Origin of the sequence: Hyphomonas sp. (genome assembly GCF_036964145.1) — a bacterium.
Classification (GTDB): Bacteria; Pseudomonadota; Alphaproteobacteria; order Caulobacterales; family Hyphomonadaceae; genus Hyphomonas.
The window spans coordinates 320,511-340,164 of record NZ_JBALUC010000004.1 but is presented as its reverse complement, the minus strand read 5'-3'; the positions used below and the strand labels follow the sequence as shown (position 1 = coordinate 340,164).

The following is a 19,654-nucleotide window of genomic DNA, read 5'->3' as shown; positions in this document are numbered from 1 at the left end:
CAAAGACGGCTCTTACATCCTTGATAAGAGAGAAAAAGGAGTTACCCATGCCCGTTGATATCGGTTTGAACGATGAAGCCCGCAACACTTCCGCAGACGCGCTGCGTGTGCTGCTGGCGGAAACCTATGCGCTCTATTCCAAGACACATGGCTACCACTGGAACGTGACCGGCCCGCGCTTCAACAGCCTGCACACCATGTTCGAAACCCAGTACAATGAGCTGTGGATGGCCCTCGACGAGATCGCTGAGCGCATTCGCGCCCTTGGTCACTTCGCCCCCACCTCTGCCGGGGAGATGGTCGAGCCTGCCTCGATCAAGCCTGACAATGGCATTCCGGACGCCGACACTATGGTCGAGAATCTCGTCAAGGGCCACGAAGCCGTCAGCCGCGCCGCCAAGGCCGGGCTGAAAATTGCCGAGGATAACAGCGACGCCGTGACGGCCGACCTGATGACCCAGCGTGCCGCGATTGCCGAGAAAACCGCCTGGATGCTGCGCGCCAATCTCTGATCCGGGCAGCGCCGCGCTCGGGCCGGCACTTCCTGTATATTGCACTGCACAACACTTGCCGCGTCTCGCGGGCTTGACGGCCCCCATGAGGCGCGGCAATCTTGCATTCAGTTAATGAAAAAAAGCGGCCAGCAGAGCCCTGACTCCAAGGCAAAAAAAAGCCCGGCAGCGATTGAACGCGCCGGGCTGAAAGTATCGGGCCCCGTAGGGGGGAGGAAACGCCCAATCGGAGGAATGATTGGGTTAATGCCCGAGGCCCTTGGCATGCGTGGTAGATAACCTCTCCAACGCTGATTACAACCAACGAGACAGCAGAGCTTTCATGCATTTACGCATGGATGTCGCATTTTTGACTAATTCTGACGCATAGCGGGTCGGCGCAGGATTTCGGTCTCAGCCGTGATGAAATCCCGGAAGGCCGACACGCGCTTCGAGCGGCGCAGATCGCTCGGATAGATGAAATAGAGATCGAAGATCGGCCCGACCGTTTCCGGCAGCACTTTTACAAGGCGCGGCATCGTCCCGGCCATGTAATCCGGCACGTCCGCGATCCCCAACCCGGCATCGACCGCGCGTAACATGGCGAACACATTGTTGACCTTCAGGGCCGCCGGGCGCGGCGGGCTGTCATCGCGCCCTACCCGGCAAGCAAAGCTCATCACGTCGAGCAGCGAGCTTTCATCGCCATAGGCAATGATCCGGTGATTATCGAGGTCCTGCGGTGTGCGCGGCATGCCATAGGCCTTGAGGTATTCCGGTGAGGCATAGAGATTGGTTGCTACCGTGCCCAGCTTGCGCTGGATCAGGTCGGCCTTGTCGGCGGCCCACAACCGGATGGCGCATTCGGCCTCCAGCTTCAGCAAATCATATTCCCGGCTGTCATCGAGGCGCAGATCGAGATTCATGTCCGGATGCTTGCGGGCAAACCCGCCAAGCCGCGGCACCAGCCAGGTCGAGCCAAAGGCCACCGGCGCGGCGACGATCAATTCGCCCTGCGGGGTCTCCTGTTGGTCCTTGAGCAGCGTGTTGGCCGACTGCGCCGCCGTCGCCATTTCCATGGTCGAACGGAACAGGGTGTGGCCGCTATCGGTCAGCACCAGGCCGCGCGCATGCCGCTGGAACAGGGAGACGCCGAGCGCCTCCTCCAGCGCTGCGATCTGGCGCGACACCGCCGACTGCGAAATGCCCAGCCGCTCGCCCGCAGACGTCAGGCTGCCAGCTTCCGCTGCCGCGTGAAAAGACTTCAGCTTACCCCAATCCATGGGGATCGTTTGTGACGCCTAAATGACCCCACGGCAAGCGGAGAATGCTGGAGGCGGCAGCGGCGCAACCTGTAGGGCGGGTTGAGCAAAGCGATACCCGCCAAATGGATTCCCCTATCCGTCTGATAGACCCTACCCCCATACTCCTCGCATGGACGCGCAGATGGACATTCTCAAACGCGGGTTGGAACATGCCGCCCTTGCCGTGATGGAGGCGTCGGCGCTGGCGAACCTGCATCTGGGGCCGAAGCGGATCGGGCGCGGCCTGGCGCAGCGCGTCTCCGGCCGGCTCCGCATTCTTGAGACAATCGTCCGTCGGCTGATCCTCCTGATGGCGCTCGGCCTGCAACTGGCCCCCACGCAGCCGCGCCCGGATCCTGCCAATCCCGCACCAGAGCCCGACCTGCCCGAAGGCGTCGAGCTGGCCATTTTCCCCCGCCTTACGCCCAGACGGCTGACACTGCTGCCCGCGCGCCAGGCCTTTGAAGGCTCCGGCGGCTTTCCGGACATTTCCGGTACAAGTTATGGACCCGTTTCCCCACACAAGCTGATGGCCCGCATCGCCGCGCTCCGGCGCGTGATTGCCGCGCCCGAAGCCCACGCAACCCGTCTCGCCCGCACCCTCAAACGCCTGCAGAAAAACGGGGAGCCCAAGCCAATGGTCGGCGCAGCAACGCCCGCCTTTCGCCTCTCGCCAGAGCTTGGCGCGCTGGCCACGCTGCTGCCCGCGCAGATCAGCGTGGGCCTGGAAACATGGGAAAGCTCGGGCTGACTCCCCCGAAAAACCATTCCTTTCCGCCCGTTTCCCTCGCGTGACGACCCCTTGTCATGCCTGTCATTCTTTCCGCGTGGTGGTACACTCCCCACCGGGAGGATACGCGTATGCCACGACTGAAACAGGCGGGCCGCGAAGCCGGCAATCCGTTTGCCAACCAGATTTTCGATCTGTTGTTTGCCGACCGCGACCCGATTGCCGAGCCCGGCACCGCAACCGGCACGCCCGGAAACTGGTGGACCGTGTTCAACATCGTGCCGGACGCCTTCAAGCACACGACCGAAGGCTTCCAGTTCTATCGCTCAAAGAACCGCAAGCTTGATCCGAAACTGCGCGAGCTCGGCCAGATCCGCGCCGGCTTTGCCGTCGGCTCGCAATTTGTCTTCTCACAGCATTGCAAGGCGTGCCGCGATGTCGGCCTGACCGAAGACCAGATCGCCGCCATTCCCCACTGGCAGGTCGCGACCTGTTTCAGCCTAGTCGAGCGCGCCGTGCTCGCCTATACGGACGGCCTGGTCCTGCAACGCGGCCGCGTGCCCGATGGCGTGTTCGAGGTCCTGAAAGCGGAATTGTCAGACGAGGAAATCCTCGAATTCACCTACATCACCTGCACCTATATGATGCACGCCATCATGAGCCGTGCGCTGAAACTGGAATATGATGATGTCGATGACCGCGTGGTCGAGATCGCCGCGCCGGATGGATCGGATACGGACGTAATGTCGATGGTCGACAGAGGAGGAAACTGACATGGCCTACCATCACCTCGCGCTCGCCGCAAAAGACATGAAGGCCACCCACGCCTTCTATGAAGGCATCATGGGCTTTGAACTGGTCAAGGTGGAAGTCGCCCCGATCATGGGCGGCGGCTGGGGCAAGCATTTCTTCTATCGCATGGATGGCAATGACAGCCACTTCATCGCCTTCTGGGAATTGCACGACACCGAAGGCAGCGAGGAATATGTCTACGACCTCAACGCCGCCGCCAAGCTTCCGCCGGCCACGAACCATTATTCCTTTTCGGTGGACACGAAGGAAGAACTGGAAAGCTGGAAACAGAAATGGCTCGGCGCCGGTTTGGACGTCTTCGAGATTGACCACAATTGGTGTCACTCGATCTATACGCGCGACCCGAACAACAATCCGGTCGAGTTCTGCCTGACCACGGGCGCGTTCACCGAAGCCGATCGCCAGCGCGCGCTCGACGCCCTGTCGGAAACGGAGTTCACCCCCTCCCCGGCGCCCGCCTTCATGCAGATGTGGAATGCTGAAACCGTGGGCAGCTGACTACCAGCGCGCCGAATAGCCTCTCGTATCGACATGCACGAACGGCCCATGCGCCGCATTCGATCCATAGGCCGACGCGCCGCCAACGACCCAGCCTTCCGGCTGCTCTGCCGCAAGCTCGTCGATCAGCCTGACCAGCGCGCGGGCATCCTCCTTGTCGATCCGGCCATTGCCATCAAGATCGTCCATCTGCCCGTCCCGGTCCTGGTCAATATAGATATCGGCCGCGTCCCCATAGAGATGGCGCGATGAAGTCGTCGTATTGCCGATGGCCGCATTATAGAAGGGCGTGCGATAGCCGCTCATCACAAAGAACGTGTCCGCCTCCCATCCTTTTTCATTGGCGGCCGCAAGAAGGGTTTCGAGCTTCACGAGCATGTCCGGCTGCATCAGCAAATAGGTCGGCTCATGTCCCGGCTGCTGCTTGCAGCGGAACTGGCCGAGCTGGAAGTTCGGCGAGACATGAAGATCCTCCGGCATCGCGGTCAGATCAATAAACCCCTTGGGCACGGCATAGGACGGAAGGTCCCGCAACGGCCGCGCATACATTCCGATGCGATAGCCATTCAGGGAATCATCCACCCCATTCTCGAAAGGCGTCAGCACCAGCAGGTTCAGGCGAGTTTCGGCCCCGCGATGCGAGACTACCATCTCGGCAAGGCCCGGCGCTTTCGGCGCGGTCCAGTCAATTTCCTCCGACTCGCGGCTCAGTTTCCCGTCCGAAATCTCAATGTGCGCATCTTTTGGAATAGCCAGGCTGATCTGGTCTCCCGGCATGGCGGAGACGGAGATCAGGGGCAGCGCAGAGCGCGTTCCGTTTACTGTAATCTCGACGCCGGCGCCTGTCGGGACCGTCTCGATCTTGCCGACCGGTTGGGCTGGGTGCGGCTCTGCCGTTGCGATGATCCAGGGCAGGAAGATGAATTTCATGAACTCGGAAAATATGGGTCTGGTCCTCTTGTCTGGTCTGGGCAGGCACGCGTCATCTTAACCATTACGCATGCCCCCTCAAACGCATCAGAGCGAAGATGGTGCCATATTTTTTCTGATGTTTTTCAGGGCCGTATTTCGGAACCAGAGCGGGCGCGACCGGTTTATCCAACAACACCGCGAAGAGTTCCGCCAGTCTTTCCGATTGGCCAGGCCAGCCTGATGCGGCGGCCGCGCTCTTCTCTAATAAGAGTATTTTGGAGATTATTTATGCGTACGCATCGCCGACTTCTTGCATCAACCCTCCTCGCCACAGCTGGCCTCCTGACCGCCATTCCCGCCAGCGCCCAGCATGCGGCTCCAGCCGACCCGGTCCAGCTTGCCGATCTGAGCGAGAAAGAGGCCATGGGCGGCGAACTTGAAGCGGAAAAAGCCTCTGCCATCCAGACCCTGATCCTGAATGACTGGCTGGAGCGCGAACTCGGTAATGAGACCGAATCCGGCGTCCTCACCACAGTGCGCGCCGCCTATGCCCAGAATGTCTTCAAGCCGATCTGGACCGAGAAAGGGATCCGTTCCCTGAAGCGCGCGCGCAGTGATCTCTTCTCTTACGGGCTTGTCGCATCAGACGTCTCGAAGGCCAATCTCGACAAGATCGCCGCCAAGCGCCTGAAAGGCGACAGCGACGAGATTCGCGCCACAGCCGACCTGCAACTGACCGCAGCCTGGATCCGCATGGCCTCTGCCGTAAGCGGAGGATTGTCCGACAATGGCGAAGCGGCCAAATCGAAGACCGATGCGCCCTCCAAATCCACCGTGCAGAAAAGCCTGATCAAGGCCGCACGGGGCGATGCCGACGACATCCTTTCCGAGCTCGAACCGGAACACCCCCAATACAATCGTCTCAAGAAACAGCTGAAGCAGTACCGCGAAATCCGGTCGGCAGGCGGCTGGCTCGCCATCCCGGACGGTGACGCGATTGAGCTGGAGGATGAAGACCCGCGTATTCCAGCCCTGCGCGACCGTCTGGAGGCGGAAGGCTATTACAAGCCGGAGACCTGGGCCGGAGAGCTTCTGTCCACCATCAGCCTGGCTTCGAATGATGACACCGACACATCTTCCACGGAGATCGTGTTTGATGCGCGCCTTCAGGGTGCCCTGAAGGAATTCCAGCGCCATCACGGCCTTGAGGATGACGGCGTCGTCGGTGGCAATACGCTTGCCGCCCTGAATGAGAGTGTCGACTCCAAGATCGACCGGATCGCCGACACGATGAATCGCTGGCGCCATTATGATGATCTGGGCGACCAGTATATCTGGGCCAATATTCCATCCTTCACGGCCGAAGGCTGGCGCAACAACCGTCGCGAAATCGCGATGAAGACAATCGTCGGCATGCCAAGCCGCGAAACCCCGGTCTTTTCCGACCAGGTGGAATATGCCGTCGCCAATCCGCGCTGGTATGCTCCGGTCAGCATCGTGCGCCGCGACAAGCTGCCAAAGCTCGCCAAGGACCCGTCCTATGCGGCCCGCAAGAATTTCAAGGTGATTGATCGCGCTACCGGCCAGTCCGTCTCCGCCGCCTCGGTGGACTGGACAGATCCGGCAGCCGCCGAAACCTACCAGCTGGTTCAGGGCCCCGGAGCCAGTAATGCGCTCGGTGACCTGAAGATCATCTTCCCCAATCAGTATTCGGTCTATCTGCACGGCACGCCGGGCATGAGCCTGTTTGACCGGGCCCAGCGCACTTTCAGCTCAGGCTGCGTGCGTCTGGAGAAGCCGAAAGAGATGGCGAAATGGATTGCCGCGCATGACCCCGAAGTCTCGGAGCGGGATGTCTCCAAGGCGCTCGAAGGGTCAAATCCGGAACGGATCGAGTTCAAGTCCGAAACCCAGATTCACATCACCTACATGACCGTCACAGTGGACGAAGATGGCGAGCCGAATTTCTGGCGTGACGTCTATCATGAGGAAGACGGCATCAGCATGGTCGGCAAATATGCCCCGCTCTACGAGCCCACCCAGGATGAGGAACTGGCCCAAGCGGCACCCGCCCCGCGCAAGGGATAAGGCTTACTGGCTCGCCCAGAGAATCCGGGCGAGCCAGGCAATTTCTGTCGGCTTGAAACTGCGGGTGGGATAGGCTGGGTTGAGCGAGGCGAGTTCAACCGTCCGCGTATTCTTGCGGGCCAGAACCTTGGCCATGACTTCCCCGTCAATTGTTTTCGCCACCACCCGGTCTCCCGCCTTCACCTCCGAGCCCGGCGACACAATGATCCGGTCCCCGGCCCGGTAGGCCGGCTCCATGGAATCCCCGCTGATCTCCAGCGCATAGACCGATTCCGTTTCCAGCCCCGGAAACCGAACCTCTTCCCAGCCCCCGCCAACCGGAAACCCGGCATCATCGAAAAAGCCGTCCTGCCCGGCCTGCGCAAAGCCGATCAGGGGGGCAATCGCGCCGCGCCTTCCATCGACCAGCGCGGCGAAATCCTCAAACCGGCTGCCGACAGATTCCAATACGCGCGCAAGGCTTTCCGTGGACGGCCAGCGCGGACGTCCATCGGCCCCTTCCCGCTTGGAAGGATTAAAGGCCGTCGGGTCCAGCCCGGCACGACGCGCCAGCCCGGAAGGCGTCAGGCCATGATGAGCTGCAAGGGCATCAAGCCCCCGCCAGATATCACGATGTTTCATGGGATAATTTTCCCAAAGGTTGCGCCTGTCGCTTAATAGGAATATTCACCTATTGTCAAGCAAGAGGTGGGGAAATGGCAATGAAACTGTTCATTCATGGCGTGCCCGATACGCCGCATTTGTGGGAGCCGCTGGTCGCGGCGCTCGACCTGCAAGAGCAGGACTATCTCGCGCCCACCCTGCCCGGCTTCGGCTGCCCGCGTCCGGACGGGTTCAGCGCCACCAAGGATGCCTATGCTGACTGGCTGGTCGGCCAGATGGAAGCGGCAGGCGGCAATGTCGATATTGTCGGCCATGACTGGGGCGCGCTGCTGACCCTGCGCGCGGTTTCCTTGCGGCCGGACCTCGTGCGCAGCTGGTGCGTCACCAATGCCGTGATCGATCCCGACTATCGCGGCCACACAATGGCAAGGCGCTGGGCAACGCCTGTGCTGGGCGAGCTTGTCATGCTGGGCATGCGCAACAAGAAACGGCTCCTGCCGGCACTTGTTTCCGGCGGTATGCCGCGCAGTCTTGCCGAGCAGGAAGTTCCCCTGATCGACAAGACGATGCGGCAGAGCATCCTCAGGCTCTACCGGTCAGCCGCCGGCCTGCGTTTCTCGGATGAATGGGTGAAGGGTCTCGAAAACCTGCCGGAACGCGGCCAGTTGTTCTGGGGCGAGACGGACCCCTTTGTGGACCTGTCCGTGGGCAAACGGTTCGCGAAGCGCTGGAACGTGCCGCTGCATGTCGAGCGCGGCGCCGGTCACTGGGCCTGTGCGGAGCGGGCAACCGAATTTGCTGCCCTGCTCCGATCACATTGGACCTGACTTTCAGGCGGCTTCCTTCTTGGGGCTGCCGAGTTCCTGTTTCACCCGCTCGGCCAGCTGGCGGACGGTGAACGGCTTCGGCAGGAACGAGACCGCGCGGTCGTCGTCCAGCTGCTTGGCAATGTCGCGCTCGGCATAGCCGGAGATGAAGATCACACGGGCATGGCCCAGCAAATCCTTGGCCTCGCGGATCAGCGTCGGACCATCCTTGCCCGGCATGACCACGTCGGAGATGACGAGGTCGAAGCTCTCCGGATTGTCCTCCAGGATTTCCATTGCCTCTTCGCCATCGCAAGCTTCTTCGACTTCATACCCGCTGGAGCGCAGCAAGGAGGCCGCAATGCCGCGCACGCCGTCTTCATCCTCGATCAGCAGGATGCGGCCGCGACCCGAAATATCAACGGGCTGGCTGGCAATCTTCTCGGCCTGCGCCATGTCGACCGGCTCAGGAATTTCCTCGGCCTTGAGGGCCGGCAGGTAGATGTGGAAAGTCGTGCCCTTGCCGACGCCGGACGTGGTGCAGATATAGCCGCCCGATTGCTTGATGATGCCGTAGACGGTCGCAAGGCCAAGGCCCGTGCCGACGCCAGCTTCCTTCGTGGTGAAGAAGGGCTGGAAGATCTTGTCCATGACATCCTTCGGCATGCCGTGGCCGGTGTCTGCCACTTCGATCAGCATGTAGTCGCCATCATTGACGAAGGCGAAGCCCTTGTCCTGGGCTTCCTTGCCCGTGGCGCGCGCTGTGCGGATCGTCAGCTTGCCGCCATTCTTGTGGCTGAGCATTGCATCCCGCGCATTGGTTGCGAGGTTGAACAGGGCGTTTTCAAGCTGGTTCTTGTCGGCCTTGATATAGGGCACGTCGCGGCCATGCTTGACGTCCAGCTCAATCCGCTCGTCCAGAAGCTGGCGCAGGAGGATGGAGAATTCGGACATGAAGTCGGTCACAGCGAAGACTTCGCGCTTGAAGGTCTGCTGGCGCGCATAGGCGAGCAGCATCTTCACGAGATCCTTCGCACGGATCGAAAATTCGTGGATCGACTTCAAATTCGAATAGGAAGGATCGCCCAGCGGATGGTGTACCATCAGCTGTTCATTGTTCAGGATGATGCCCTGTAGAACATTGTTGAAGTCATGGGCCACACCGCCGGCGAGCTGGCCGATGGCCTGCATCTTTTCGCCATGTGCCAGACGCATTTCCAGCTGGCGCTGTTCGGTGATGTCCATGACGTAGGCGACCGAGGGGCGCCCGGCCCCATCCAGCGCCACGAAGACGTTGACGTGCTTGGGCTCTTCGCCAGCCAGTTTCAGGTTTACCGGCTTGTCGATCGCGTCGACCAGCAGGCTCTTGAGGCTGTCCTCACCTTCTTCGGCTGAGAACAGGTCGGAGAATTTCCCGCCCGGCGCGGCCTTGCCTTCGGTGAGGTCCATCAGGGCGCGGTTGGTGTCCATGATGATGGCGCTGTCGACGCTGCCGCCCTCAAGGCGCACGGCGCCGAACGGCGCATCGTCGAACATCGGGTCGCCATCTGGGCGCGGCGGACGCGACGCGGTGGAAACGCGGAAACCTTCCTCGCCGGTGTTCATCACCTGTTGGCTGGCCAGGATGATCGTGCGGCCGGTCGCATCGGCGCCCTTGCCCGACCAGGTCGTGATCGCCTGCACCGGGCGCTCGACGCCGTCGCGGCCGCGCAGCTGGATGTCGACCCGTCCCGGCACCCCGGATTTGCGGTCACGCGACAGCATCTTCACGAATTCCGGACGCATGATGTCGTCGATGCGAATGTTCTTGGCCGTTTCCGGCAGGCCCAGCATGTCGCGCAGCCAACCATTGGCATAGGTGATCGTGCCATCAGGGCGCGCCGCGAAGAAACCCATCGGGGCGTCTTCGACATAGAGCGATTTCAGGTCAGCCGCGCCGGTTGCTTCGCGTTCGCCAGCAATCGGGCGGATACGCCAGAGCACCTTGTCGCGTGGCAGCGGGGAAACCGTGATTTCGAACTGGGCGGGCACGCGCTCTGGCCCGATCGTGATCGGCGGCAGGATTTCGCGACGCGCATGACCGGCCTTGGCGCCCTTGGACAGGCGATAGACGGGCGCAGCCAGGCCCGGATTGGCGCCGAACAGGCGGTCCACCGTGACAGGCGCGCCTTCGGATTGCGATCCGATCAGCGCGAGGCTCGTCAGTTCCCGGTAGGATGTGTTGGCCGCAACGGGCGCGCCACCCTGGTCGGCAATCAATACGGATTCATCCAGCGCCTCGATCCAGCCAAAGCGCGGCGTCGCGGCCTGCGCTGCGCGCGCAATCGAGCCGCGTTCCGGAAACAGGCCGAGCATCCGGCCAGCGCCGCGCACACTCCACAACAGGAAGACGAGTCCGCCAGATGCCATGGCGATCAGCAGGATCGGTCCCGGCGCGCCGGAGGCGTTTGGCCAGGCAAGCGCAACACTGGCGGCCGCGATGGAAACGAGCAGGCATATCCAGAACGAAAGCTGCATGAAGTCCACGCGTCCACGCTCAGGCAGCTCGCTCATTTCGGCGGCAGTTTCCTGATCGTCAGCGGGAGCGGCCTTCGCCTGCACTTGAAAATCCATTGGTCGCTTTACACTCCTGTTGCCAGCCGCCAAGGTTGGGCCAGCACTCTACGCCTTTTCCGTTCGGCATCGCTGCCGACTCAGTCATACGGAATCCTAGTGTACCAAATGTGGCACGACAAAGGTTAATGAAAGCGAAAAAGACGTTAAGACCAACGTTGAAAATTACAGAAATCACAGTGGAATCGGAGCTTTTCATGAGACGGACTTCAACAGCAATCGCAGCGCTCCTGCTGCTCGGCGCCTGTCAGAACACGCCGGAGTCGACGCTGTCACCCCCAGTCGCAGACCTTCCCCCCGCCCCCACCCAGGCCGACCGCGCAGAGCTGGTGGCCGCCGAGAGCGCCCGGCTGAACCAGTGGTTCGAAGACAAGTTCCAGGAAACCCTGGCGCGCAACCCGATGTACCAGACCTATCTCGGTGTGAAGACGGATTACGACAAATGGAATGACGCCTCCGACGCGGCCGAAATCGAAGAGATGGAAATCCAGCGCGCCAACATCGCCGAGATGAAGACGCTGTTCGATTTCGACCTGCTGGACGATCAGGCCAAGCTGTCGTGGCGCCTCGCCGAATATGAGCTGGCCGACGCCGAAGCCGGCTTCCCCTACCGCCACTATGACTATGTCTTCGACCAGATGGGCGGCGTCCAGTCGGGCATTCCGGCCTTCCTGATAAACCAGCATGGCGTCACCAGCCTGTCTGATGCCGAAGCCTATGTGGCCCGCCTTGAAGGCGTTGAAACTTATCTGGCCCAGAATATTGAAAACGCTGAATATTCCGCAGGCCTTGGTATCATGCCGCCCGCCTTTGTGTATCCCTATGTCCTGAATGATTCCAAGGGTGTGATCACCGGCTACCCCTTCACGTCCGATGTGGATGATGGCAGCGAAGACAGTCCCCTGATGAAGGATTTCCGCGGCAAGGTTTCCAGCCTCGTAGAGGGCGGCACGATTGAGGCTGCCCAGGCCGATGAGCTGCTCGCCAGTGCCGCTGCCGCGCTTGAGACCTCGGTGGGCCCGGCTTATGAAAACCTGATTGCCGTCATGGAGACACAATCGGAGTCCGCCACGACCGAGGATGGCGCGTGGAAGCTGCCCGAAGGCGATGCCTATTACGCCATGCGCCTGAAACATATCACCACGACCGACAAGAGCGCTGCGGACATCCACCAGCTGGGCCTGGACGAGGTTGCCCGCATTCATGACGAGATGCGCGAGATCATGACGAAGGTCGGGTTTGAGGGCACGCTCAAGGAGTTCTTCGAGTTCATGCGGACCGATCCGCAATTCTACATGCCGAACACCGAAGAAGGCCGTGACGCCTATCTGACTGAAGCGCGCGCGCAGATCGAAAAGATGAAGGCCGATCTGCCGAGCGTGTTCAACACATTCCCCAAGGCCGACATGATCGTTAAGGCGGTTGAGCCGTTCCGCGAGAAATCTGCCGGCAAAGCCTTCTACTCCCGCCCTGCCCCGGATGGCAGCCGGCCCGGCACCTATTACGCCAACCTCTATCGCATGCAGGACATGCCGACCTACCAGCTGCAGGCGCTTGCCTTCCATGAAGGCATTCCGGGCCACCACATGCAGATCGCCATTGCGCAGGAACTGGAAGGCATTCCGAGCTTCCGGAAATATGGCGGCTATACTGCCTTCTCGGAAGGCTGGGGCCTCTACACGGAGTTCCTGCCGAAGGAGATGGGCTATTATTCCGACCCGTATGACGATTTCGGACGCCTCGCCATGGAGATCTGGCGCGCCGCGCGGCTCGTCGTCGATACCGGAATCCATGACAAGAAATGGACCCGCGAAGAAGCGATCCAGTACCTCCTGGACAACACGCCCAATCCGGAAGGTGACGCGAAGAAGGCCATCGAGCGCTATATCGTGATGCCGGGACAGGCGACGGCCTACAAAATCGGCATGCTCAAGATCCTTGAGTTGCGCGAAATGGCAAAAACTGAGCTCGGTGAAGACTTCGACATCGCCGACTTCCACGATGTTGTCCTGAAAGATGGCCCGGTACCGCTTCAGATTCTCGAAGAGAATGTGAACGCCTGGGTCGCCGAGACGAAGGGCGCCTGACCATGATCCCACGCAGCTTTGCCCGCGCCTGTCTTGCTCCGCTCGCACTGGCCGGGCTCGCTGCGTGCACTTCCGTGCTCGCGCCCATCCTGAAACCGGATGTGAGCACGGAGGTCGTGAACATGGAGGGCGGCGACTGGCAGCTGGATCCAGCCCACGCCGCCCTCACCTTCAAGATCGACCACCTCGGCTATTCCACCTATGTCGGCCGGTTCGAACGGTTTGACGTTCAGTTGAGCGGCGAACCGGACGCTCCGGCAGAGGCGCGGGTGGAAGGCGTGGTCGACATGACCTCGCTCGACATTGCAAATGACGACTTCGCGGACACCCTGATGGGATCAGACTGGTTCAGCGCAACCAATTTCCCTGAGGCCCGGTTCCAGTCGACCCGTATCCTGATTACCGGCCCGGTTACGGCGGACGTCGAGGGCATCCTGACCTTGCGCGGCCAGAACGCGCCGATCATCCTGTCGGTGACCTTCAATGGCGCTGGCTTTGACCGGCTGCGCAATGCCCAGGTGGCCGGATTCTCGGCCACCACAGACCTCGACCGGACCGTCTTCGGTATCGACCGGTTCAGTGGCCTGCTGACCGACAAGGTGCACGTCGAAATCGAAGCGGAACTGCTAAAGACCTCCGGCGTAACTTGATTTGACCGGTCCACTCTCCCTATCAGGGAATTGGATCAGATTTTACGTCAGGAGATTTGGGGATGCTGGGTGATATGTTGGCGGAGGTCTTCTCCGTATCGGGTCTGTTTACGCTATTGATGCTTTTGATGCTCCAGGCCGTGCTCGGCTTTGACAATCTGCTCTACATTTCCATCGAATCAAAACGGGTCGGCGAAGCCAAGGCCCCCATGGTCCGCCAGTGGGGCATCGGGCTGGCCGTCTTGTTCCGGATCGTTCTTCTGTTCATCATCGTCGCCCTGTTCGATGCGTTGGCAGAGCCACTATTCGGGTTCCATCTGCCCGGATTCTTTGAGGGCGAATTCACGTTCCAGAGCCTGATCACCCTCGCAGGCGGTTCCTTCATCATCTACACGGCGATCAAGGAAATCACTCACATGCTGACGGTGGAGCACATCGAGCACAGTGAAGGGGGCAAGTCGAAATCGGTGATGCAGGCCATCATCCTGATCGTTTCGATGAACCTCGTTTTTTCCTTCGACTCCATCCTGTCAGCTATGGCCATCGCGAACATTGAAATTGCGCGCATCGTGAATGCGGCTGGCGAGACGATCGGCACGTTCACCGGGACGGTCACCGACTGTAAGGAAGCCCTGATCGCACAACCCGTTGCCGATGCAATTGGCTGCCGCCCTGGCAAGGATTACCAGGTCTGGCTGATGGCCATCGCGATCATCGCGTCAGGCATCATCATGGCATTGATGGCGAACACTGTGGCCAATTTCCTCAAGAAGAACCGCATGTACGAAGTCATGGGCCTGTTCATCCTGTTCCTCGTTGGCGTGCTTCTCGTCACCGAAGGCGCACACCTCGCCCACATGAAGCTGTTCAGCTACACGATCGAGGCGATGTCGAAATCGTCCTTCTACCTCGTCATCTTTGTCCTGGTGGTCACCGACATCATCTCGGTGCGCTACCAGCGGCGCCTGTGGGCGCAGAAGGAAGCAGAAATTCGCGGCGGCGGAACGGAGGAAGCCTCCATCGCCGGCGCAGAATCGCAGATGTAAGATGTAAGGAAAGTCAGGCCGGCAGCCCCTGCCTAGCGCAGCAGGGCTGTCCGCCGGGTGATCCGCAGGGCCATTCGGTTGCCTTTGCGGCCAATCTCGCCTTCGGCAACGACCCCGCCATCCCGGCCGCCCGTCAGAAGTTCGACCGGCTGGTCTGCGGGCAGGCCCAGCAACAGGGTCGAGCCGGGCTTCAGGTCTGCAAGACGGGACAAGGGCACGCTCAGCGACGCAACCCGCGCTGTGAGCACGGCGGTCATCGCCCCTGCCCCAGCCGACGGCGCAGCAGCGTGCGACACACGTCCCTGAGGGCGCGCAGGCGGCACTTCGCTGGACAGGTCGAACAGATCGTCTTCGGCGAGGATCAGGCGCGCCGGCATCTTCAGATCCTCAACGCGGATATCGAGGTCGAGGATGGAAGTCGTGCCCGGCCCGGCAAGCGCCGAGGCGAATTCCGCATCGGTCTCGATGCGGGAGAATTTGAGAGATGGCGCCAAGGCTGTGCCAAGCGGACGGACCAGCCCTTCCAGCAACGCGGCATCCATCGGTGTGAGGGCGCGGTGATGGCCTCCGGTTGGCTTGCCGCCACACGCGGTCTCGATCAGGGCGTTCGCCAGCGAGGCACTGATTACCAGCATGGCTGCGATCTCGCCGCCAGGCGCGGCGTAGCAGGCAATCGCCGAACCACGGCCAGCGCATTCGGTCTCTAGCCCTTGGTCGAAACTGCCGCGCGCACTGGCTCGGGCGAGCGCCGCCGCTTTCAGGCCGCAGCCATCCCGCAGCGCCAAGGTCAGGCGCGATGCGATCCGGCGCGCATCCTCGGTTAGCTCTGTGGGTTCAGCGGGGGGCCGTTTGACCAGATCCGGCGCCACAACATCAAGCACCTGTTCCGGCTCAGGCTCAGGCATGTCGTCCAGATTGGGACGTAGTAGCGCTTCGATCTCGGCGGCACTCAGCACGCCGCGAGAGGTCGGGATTGGACGCGTCGGCGTGATCGGCTCGAACGTTGTCGGCATGTCGAGCATGATGTCGGCCTCACGTCTGGGAGACATGTCCCATCCGTCATCGGCAGCAAGAGGCAGATCAGTCTTCATGGAGCGGGTAGCCGGTTCATGTGTTCCACTTTGTTGTGCGCCAGATACGGTTAACGACTGGTTAGTAATTTCCGCTCTGCTGCGGTCATCATCAGCCATGCTGCAACCCAAAACTCTGTCAGCCTTAATGCAGGCGCGCTTTGTGTTAAATATCACATGCAGCTGTTAAGGCCTTGATTACCATGCTGTAAGACATCCTTTGGACCTTGTTGGCAGTATGCCTTCAACGCATGAGGCTCCAAGCATAACCGCCGAAGCGTTGGGTTGATGGGTAAATGAAAACGGCGGTGATCCCGATCAGGGTCACCGCCGCTTTTTATTCTGGTCACGTGCATTCTGAAGGCGTCAGTCGTCGCGCAGCGTGCGCTCCTTGCGCTCGTGGCGTTCCTGCGCTTCGAGGCTCAGCGTCGCCGTCGGGCGCGCTTCGAGACGGCGCAGGCCAATTGGCTCACCGGTCACTTCGCAATATCCGTAGGAGCCGTCATCAATCCGGCGCAGGGCAGAGTCGATCTTGGAAATCAGCTTGCGCTGGCGGTCGCGGGTGCGCAGTTCGAGGGCCTTGTCGCTTTCCGCAGATGCGCGGTCCACGATGTCCGGCAAGGATCCTGACTCCCCCTGAAGGTTGTTGATGGTCTGCTTCGCGCCGTCCAGAATCTCGGCCTTCCAGTTTTCCAGAAGCCGACGGAAGTAGGCGAGCTGACGCTCGTTCATGAACTCCTCGTCATCCGAGGGGCGATAGTCGTCCGAAAGGTCAACACTCATCGCTTATCACCTTACTCTGTTTGGGGGCGGATATAGACCGCCAAGTGATTCTCTGCAATTGCTGATGCTGTGTAATTTTCGTCAATGTTTTCAGACAATTGAGGCGAAAACATGTAATCTTCATTATAATGTTACCAAACCTTAGTGTCTGAAACCGCGTATTCCCGTGCAATTTACAGGCCGGGACTTGATCTTTCTCCCGACGACGCGCTCTATGATGCCTGTCCAAAACACAACGGATGACTGGTTTCAGCGTAGATGGCCCGACGCCGGAAAACTATGGATAAATCGTCCGGTTGGATGCAGGCGGTGGTGTTCAACTCGCTGCTGATCCTCATGCCCGTCATCGCTGCGCAAAGCCTCGCCATGGCTTTTTCCGGCGAGAGTTTTTCGGACTCCCCCACGATTGAATCGATCGACCAGACCCGCCGCAACATGGATGATACGTTTGCCGCGATCGCCCCGCGCAATGGCGGCGACAAGTACAAATTCTGGCATGACATAGTCGAACGTGAACTGACGGACATGGATGTCGCAGCCGCACGCGGCTTCCTTCTGGCGGCGCCGCAGATGCTCGACCGGGACTCCGTGCGCGAGCTGGAAGCCGATTCGAGCGGCGTGAAGCTGGACCGCGCGGATGACCGTATGGCGGCCGCAGCGCTGCGCAAATTGCCCCTGGATATCGGCCTGAAATTCGAAAAGGCCCAGGCTTCGGCCGGGTCCCGAAATATCCCCAGTGCGTCTGCCATCATCGAAGATACAGACGGCACGGAAGATGCGCCCGAAGAAGAGAGTGCCGACGAGGCTGCGGAAGACTCCGAAGTCAGCGTCTCCAGCACGGCTCGCCCCTCGGACCGGCGCTTCGTCCTGCTTGGGACATTTGCCGACCTTGCCAACAATTCCGAGCGCTGGCTCAAGGGCGACCGGGTTGATCCGATCACCCTCAAGATCACCGCGCTTGCGCTGATCGGCGCGGACACGTCGGACGGCCTGTCGGAAGGCAACATCCGGGCGGCCTCCATCCTCAAGTCGGCCCGCCGCGCCCGGAGAATGACGCCGGAATTCACGGCTTACCTGAAAGGCCGCCTGAACAGCGCCCTGCCCGATGATGTCCTGCGCCCCGCGCTGGAAGAGGCCCTGGGTGAACTGGCCACGACCAGCGTTCGCGTCGACCGGGTACGGAACGCCTATCTCGACTCGATCAATGCCGAAGGCTTGCTGGAGCTTGAAACCGACCTGACCCAGATCGACCGGCTCGGGATGCTGACCAGCACCCCGGCGGCAATCACCCTGATCGAGCATGTGAAAGACAGTTCCGACCTGCGCCGCGCCAGACTGCTGGCGGAGGCGGGCGGGGACCGCTCGGTGGCCCTCGTGAAACAGGACGGGCCGGGCGCCCTGCGCATTGCCGACACGGGCATCAAATGGACGCGGCAGCTGATGCTGCAGGTTCTGGGCCTGACCGCATCCGGCTTGGCCCTGCTCTATGTGATGATCGCGACCTTCCGCCGGAATGTCCGCTTGCCGAAAAAGAGTGTCGAGCCCTCCGGCATCTGATCGCTAGAGATTGAACGCGCCGCGAATGCCGTCAATCAGCAGCTGAACCGACAGGGCCGCAAGAATTACGCCGAGGATCCGCGTCAGCGCCCCCGCCACGCTGGCTCCCATGAGGCGCACCAGCGGTCCGGCAATCAGGAAAATGACCAGTGTGAGCAGCAGGTTCAGGCCGATTGCGGAGAGCACGATTCCCTTCTCGACCCAGTCGGACTTGTCCGACATGTAGAACATCGCGGTTGCGATGGAGCCCGGCCCGGCCACCATCGGGATGCCCAGCGGGAAGACGGAAATATCGTCCGGTTCAGGATCGGCCGCATGTGTGCCCAGATGTTCTTCCGCGCGGTGCTCACGGCGCTCGGTGCGTTTTTCGAACACCATGTCCAGCGCGATAATGAACAGCAGGATGCCGCCGGCCGCCCGGAAGGCATCAATAGAGATATGCATGGCGCCAAGCAGCCAGGATCCGCCAAACGCAAACCCGTATATGATGATGGTCGCAACAATGATGGATTTGACCGCCATCCGGCGCCGATAGGCAGCATCGCCGCTCGCCGTCAGCGTCGCAAACACGGGCGCAACGCCCAATGCATCGATCAGGACGAAGAAGGTGACAAAGGTCGCGGTGAACAGGGAGAGAAGGTCGGCGCTCATGGCCGGGCACCTAGTCCTTTTGGGCCGCGGCGTCGAGGATTTCCTGCACGAGCGGCGCCACGATGAGCGAGTCGTTCATGCCTTCAAACCGGGAGAGGTCTGCACCGCCTGAGGCGAGTGACAACATCATGCGATGGCCGCGCAATCTCTGGAGCAGGCCATCGGTGCCCCGGTGCCCGTCCGCGCTCGCCATGCGCCCATTGCCGAGATCGACCACAAGGCCCTCCCCCTGCCCGGCTTCAAGCAGCGAAATGCCCTCCTCCAGCGTGACTGGCTTGGCGTCCGGAACCGGATCGACCTTCTTCAGGCTCGCCATCATGCCGGCTCCCGCGCATCCGCGAGCATCATCTTGCGACAGCGGCTCAGGGCCCGATAGAGTTGTGAACTGGCGACATCCGCGGAGACTTCAAGCACGGCTTCGCGGTCTTCCTCGCACTCGCACGCCGCCAGAAGGCCCGCCAGCGCTTCAGCAGCCTGGGCATAAGCCGGCCCATCGACCTCGCCGAGCAGGTACATTTGCATGATCGCGAAATAGGTGCGGCCTGCCTGCGTGGTCGCATCGGCTGGGCGCAGGATGTCTTTCTCGCGCAGGACACGAGCCCTGTTTTCCAGCAGCAAGACCCCGCGCCGGTCGCCATTTCTGACAACCGCGCCGTTTACCACGAATGTTTCGCCTGGTTTCAGGGACAGCTTCAATGGCATGGCGTCTGATTCCACTCCTGCAGATTTCGATGAAATTTGCAGAAAGGCGTTAACGCTTGATTGCGATTTCGTAAGTGCCCCCGAAACAAAACAATGATTTGCAATCGGGGGAAATGTGCCATGCGCCCGTTTCCCATATGCATAGGATCACAAGGCCTACATTGGCTCCGGTCCGTCACGGCCCGTTCGGGCCACCTAACCAGACCCAGCGCGGCGCTCATCTGAAGCTTGAAGCACTGCGGCGGCGCGC

General features: G+C 61.0%; 19 protein-coding genes. 10 read left to right on the top strand and 9 right to left on the bottom strand.

The annotated features are described in order from the left end of the window. Positions 1-47: 47 nt before the first annotated feature. Positions 48-512 (top strand): Dps family protein, encoded by a 465-nt coding sequence (locus V7660_RS13775; RefSeq protein WP_335603629.1) that lies wholly within the window; start codon positions 48-50, stop codon positions 510-512. 353 nt (positions 513-865) lie between these two features. Here the strand turns inward: V7660_RS13775 and V7660_RS13770 are convergent, their stop codons facing one another. Beyond that, positions 866-1,774, bottom strand: a complete 909-nt coding sequence (locus tag V7660_RS13770) for a LysR family transcriptional regulator (RefSeq protein ID WP_335603628.1) — start codon at positions 1,772-1,774, stop codon at positions 866-868. A 163-nt stretch (positions 1,775-1,937) separates the two neighbouring features. Here V7660_RS13770 and V7660_RS13765 point away from each other — a divergent pair, with 163 nt between their 5' ends. The 3 genes from V7660_RS13765 (at position 1,938) to V7660_RS13755 (ending at position 3,836) form a co-directional block, all read left to right on the top strand. Further along, entirely contained in the window at positions 1,938-2,546 is a 609-nt protein-coding gene (locus V7660_RS13765) for a hypothetical protein (protein WP_335603627.1), read from the top strand. A 110-nt stretch (positions 2,547-2,656) separates the two neighbouring features. Continuing rightward, positions 2,657-3,298: a carboxymuconolactone decarboxylase family protein gene (locus tag V7660_RS13760; protein ID WP_335603626.1), complete on the top strand. Its 642-nt coding sequence runs from the start codon at positions 2,657-2,659 to the stop codon at positions 3,296-3,298. Between the two features lies 1 nt (position 3,299). Next, entirely contained in the window at positions 3,300-3,836 is a 537-nt protein-coding gene (locus V7660_RS13755) for a VOC family protein (RefSeq protein WP_335603625.1), read from the top strand. Here the strand turns inward: V7660_RS13755 and V7660_RS13750 are convergent, their stop codons facing one another. Next, complete coding sequence (locus V7660_RS13750) at positions 3,837-4,766, bottom strand: D-Ala-D-Ala carboxypeptidase family metallohydrolase (protein WP_335603624.1); 930 nt, start codon at positions 4,764-4,766, stop codon at positions 3,837-3,839. A 270-nt stretch (positions 4,767-5,036) separates the two neighbouring features. Between V7660_RS13750 and V7660_RS13745 the strand changes: the two genes are divergently transcribed. Next, positions 5,037-6,836 carry a L,D-transpeptidase family protein gene (locus V7660_RS13745; protein ID WP_335603623.1) on the top strand — a complete coding sequence of 600 codons (1,800 nt, stop codon included), beginning with the start codon at positions 5,037-5,039 and terminating at the stop codon, positions 6,834-6,836. Between the two features lie 3 nt (positions 6,837-6,839). Here the strand turns inward: V7660_RS13745 and V7660_RS13740 are convergent, their stop codons facing one another. Next, entirely contained in the window at positions 6,840-7,457 is a 618-nt protein-coding gene (locus V7660_RS13740; protein ID WP_335603622.1) for a S24 family peptidase, read from the bottom strand. An 80-nt stretch (positions 7,458-7,537) separates the two neighbouring features. On the opposite strand from V7660_RS13740, the gene V7660_RS13735 reads away from it, so the two are divergent. After that, complete coding sequence (locus V7660_RS13735; RefSeq protein ID WP_335603621.1) at positions 7,538-8,266, top strand: alpha/beta fold hydrolase; 729 nt, start codon at positions 7,538-7,540, stop codon at positions 8,264-8,266. A gap of 3 nt (positions 8,267-8,269) precedes the next feature. On the opposite strand, the gene V7660_RS13730 is transcribed toward V7660_RS13735, so the two are convergent. Beyond that, complete coding sequence (locus tag V7660_RS13730) at positions 8,270-10,858, bottom strand: response regulator (protein ID WP_335603620.1); 2,589 nt, start codon at positions 10,856-10,858, stop codon at positions 8,270-8,272. Positions 10,859-11,055: 197 nt separating this feature from the next. Here V7660_RS13730 and V7660_RS13725 point away from each other — a divergent pair, with 197 nt between their 5' ends. From V7660_RS13725 to V7660_RS13715, 3 genes are all read left to right on the top strand, one after another. Then, positions 11,056-12,945 (top strand): DUF885 domain-containing protein, encoded by a 1,890-nt coding sequence (locus V7660_RS13725; RefSeq protein ID WP_335603619.1) that lies wholly within the window; start codon positions 11,056-11,058, stop codon positions 12,943-12,945. A gap of 2 nt (positions 12,946-12,947) precedes the next feature. Next, positions 12,948-13,595, top strand: a complete 648-nt coding sequence (locus V7660_RS13720; protein ID WP_335603618.1) for a YceI family protein — start codon at positions 12,948-12,950, stop codon at positions 13,593-13,595. A 62-nt stretch (positions 13,596-13,657) separates the two neighbouring features. Then, positions 13,658-14,641, top strand: coding sequence for a TerC family protein (locus V7660_RS13715; protein ID WP_335603617.1), 984 nt, complete (start codon positions 13,658-13,660; stop codon positions 14,639-14,641). Positions 14,642-14,673: 32 nt separating this feature from the next. On the opposite strand, the gene V7660_RS13710 is transcribed toward V7660_RS13715, so the two are convergent. Then, positions 14,674-15,732 carry a FliM/FliN family flagellar motor switch protein gene (locus V7660_RS13710; RefSeq protein WP_335603616.1) on the bottom strand — a complete coding sequence of 353 codons (1,059 nt, stop codon included), beginning with the start codon at positions 15,730-15,732 and terminating at the stop codon, positions 14,674-14,676. Between the two features lie 345 nt (positions 15,733-16,077). Then, a complete protein-coding gene (dksA, locus tag V7660_RS13705; protein WP_335603615.1) occupies positions 16,078-16,494 on the bottom strand; it encodes an RNA polymerase-binding protein DksA in 417 nt (138 codons plus the stop codon). Between the two features lie 279 nt (positions 16,495-16,773). Here dksA and V7660_RS13700 point away from each other — a divergent pair, with 279 nt between their 5' ends. Further along, positions 16,774-18,051, top strand: a complete 1,278-nt coding sequence (locus tag V7660_RS13700; protein ID WP_335603614.1) for a hypothetical protein — start codon at positions 16,774-16,776, stop codon at positions 18,049-18,051. 3 nt (positions 18,052-18,054) lie between these two features. Here V7660_RS13700 and V7660_RS13695 read toward each other — a convergent pair whose 3' ends face one another. Genes V7660_RS13695 through V7660_RS13685 form a run of 3 tightly spaced genes read right to left on the bottom strand, consistent with a single transcriptional unit; the run spans position 18,055 to position 19,404 of the window. Then, complete coding sequence (locus V7660_RS13695) at positions 18,055-18,702, bottom strand: MarC family protein (RefSeq protein ID WP_335603613.1); 648 nt, start codon at positions 18,700-18,702, stop codon at positions 18,055-18,057. Positions 18,703-18,712: 10 nt separating this feature from the next. Beyond that, entirely contained in the window at positions 18,713-19,021 is a 309-nt protein-coding gene (locus V7660_RS13690) for a hypothetical protein (protein ID WP_335603612.1), read from the bottom strand. Beyond that, entirely contained in the window at positions 19,018-19,404 is a 387-nt protein-coding gene (locus tag V7660_RS13685) for a flagellar biosynthesis repressor FlbT (RefSeq protein ID WP_335603611.1), read from the bottom strand. Before V7660_RS13685 ends, V7660_RS13690 begins: the two co-directional genes overlap by 4 nt. Between the last annotated feature and the right edge of the window lie 250 nt (positions 19,405-19,654).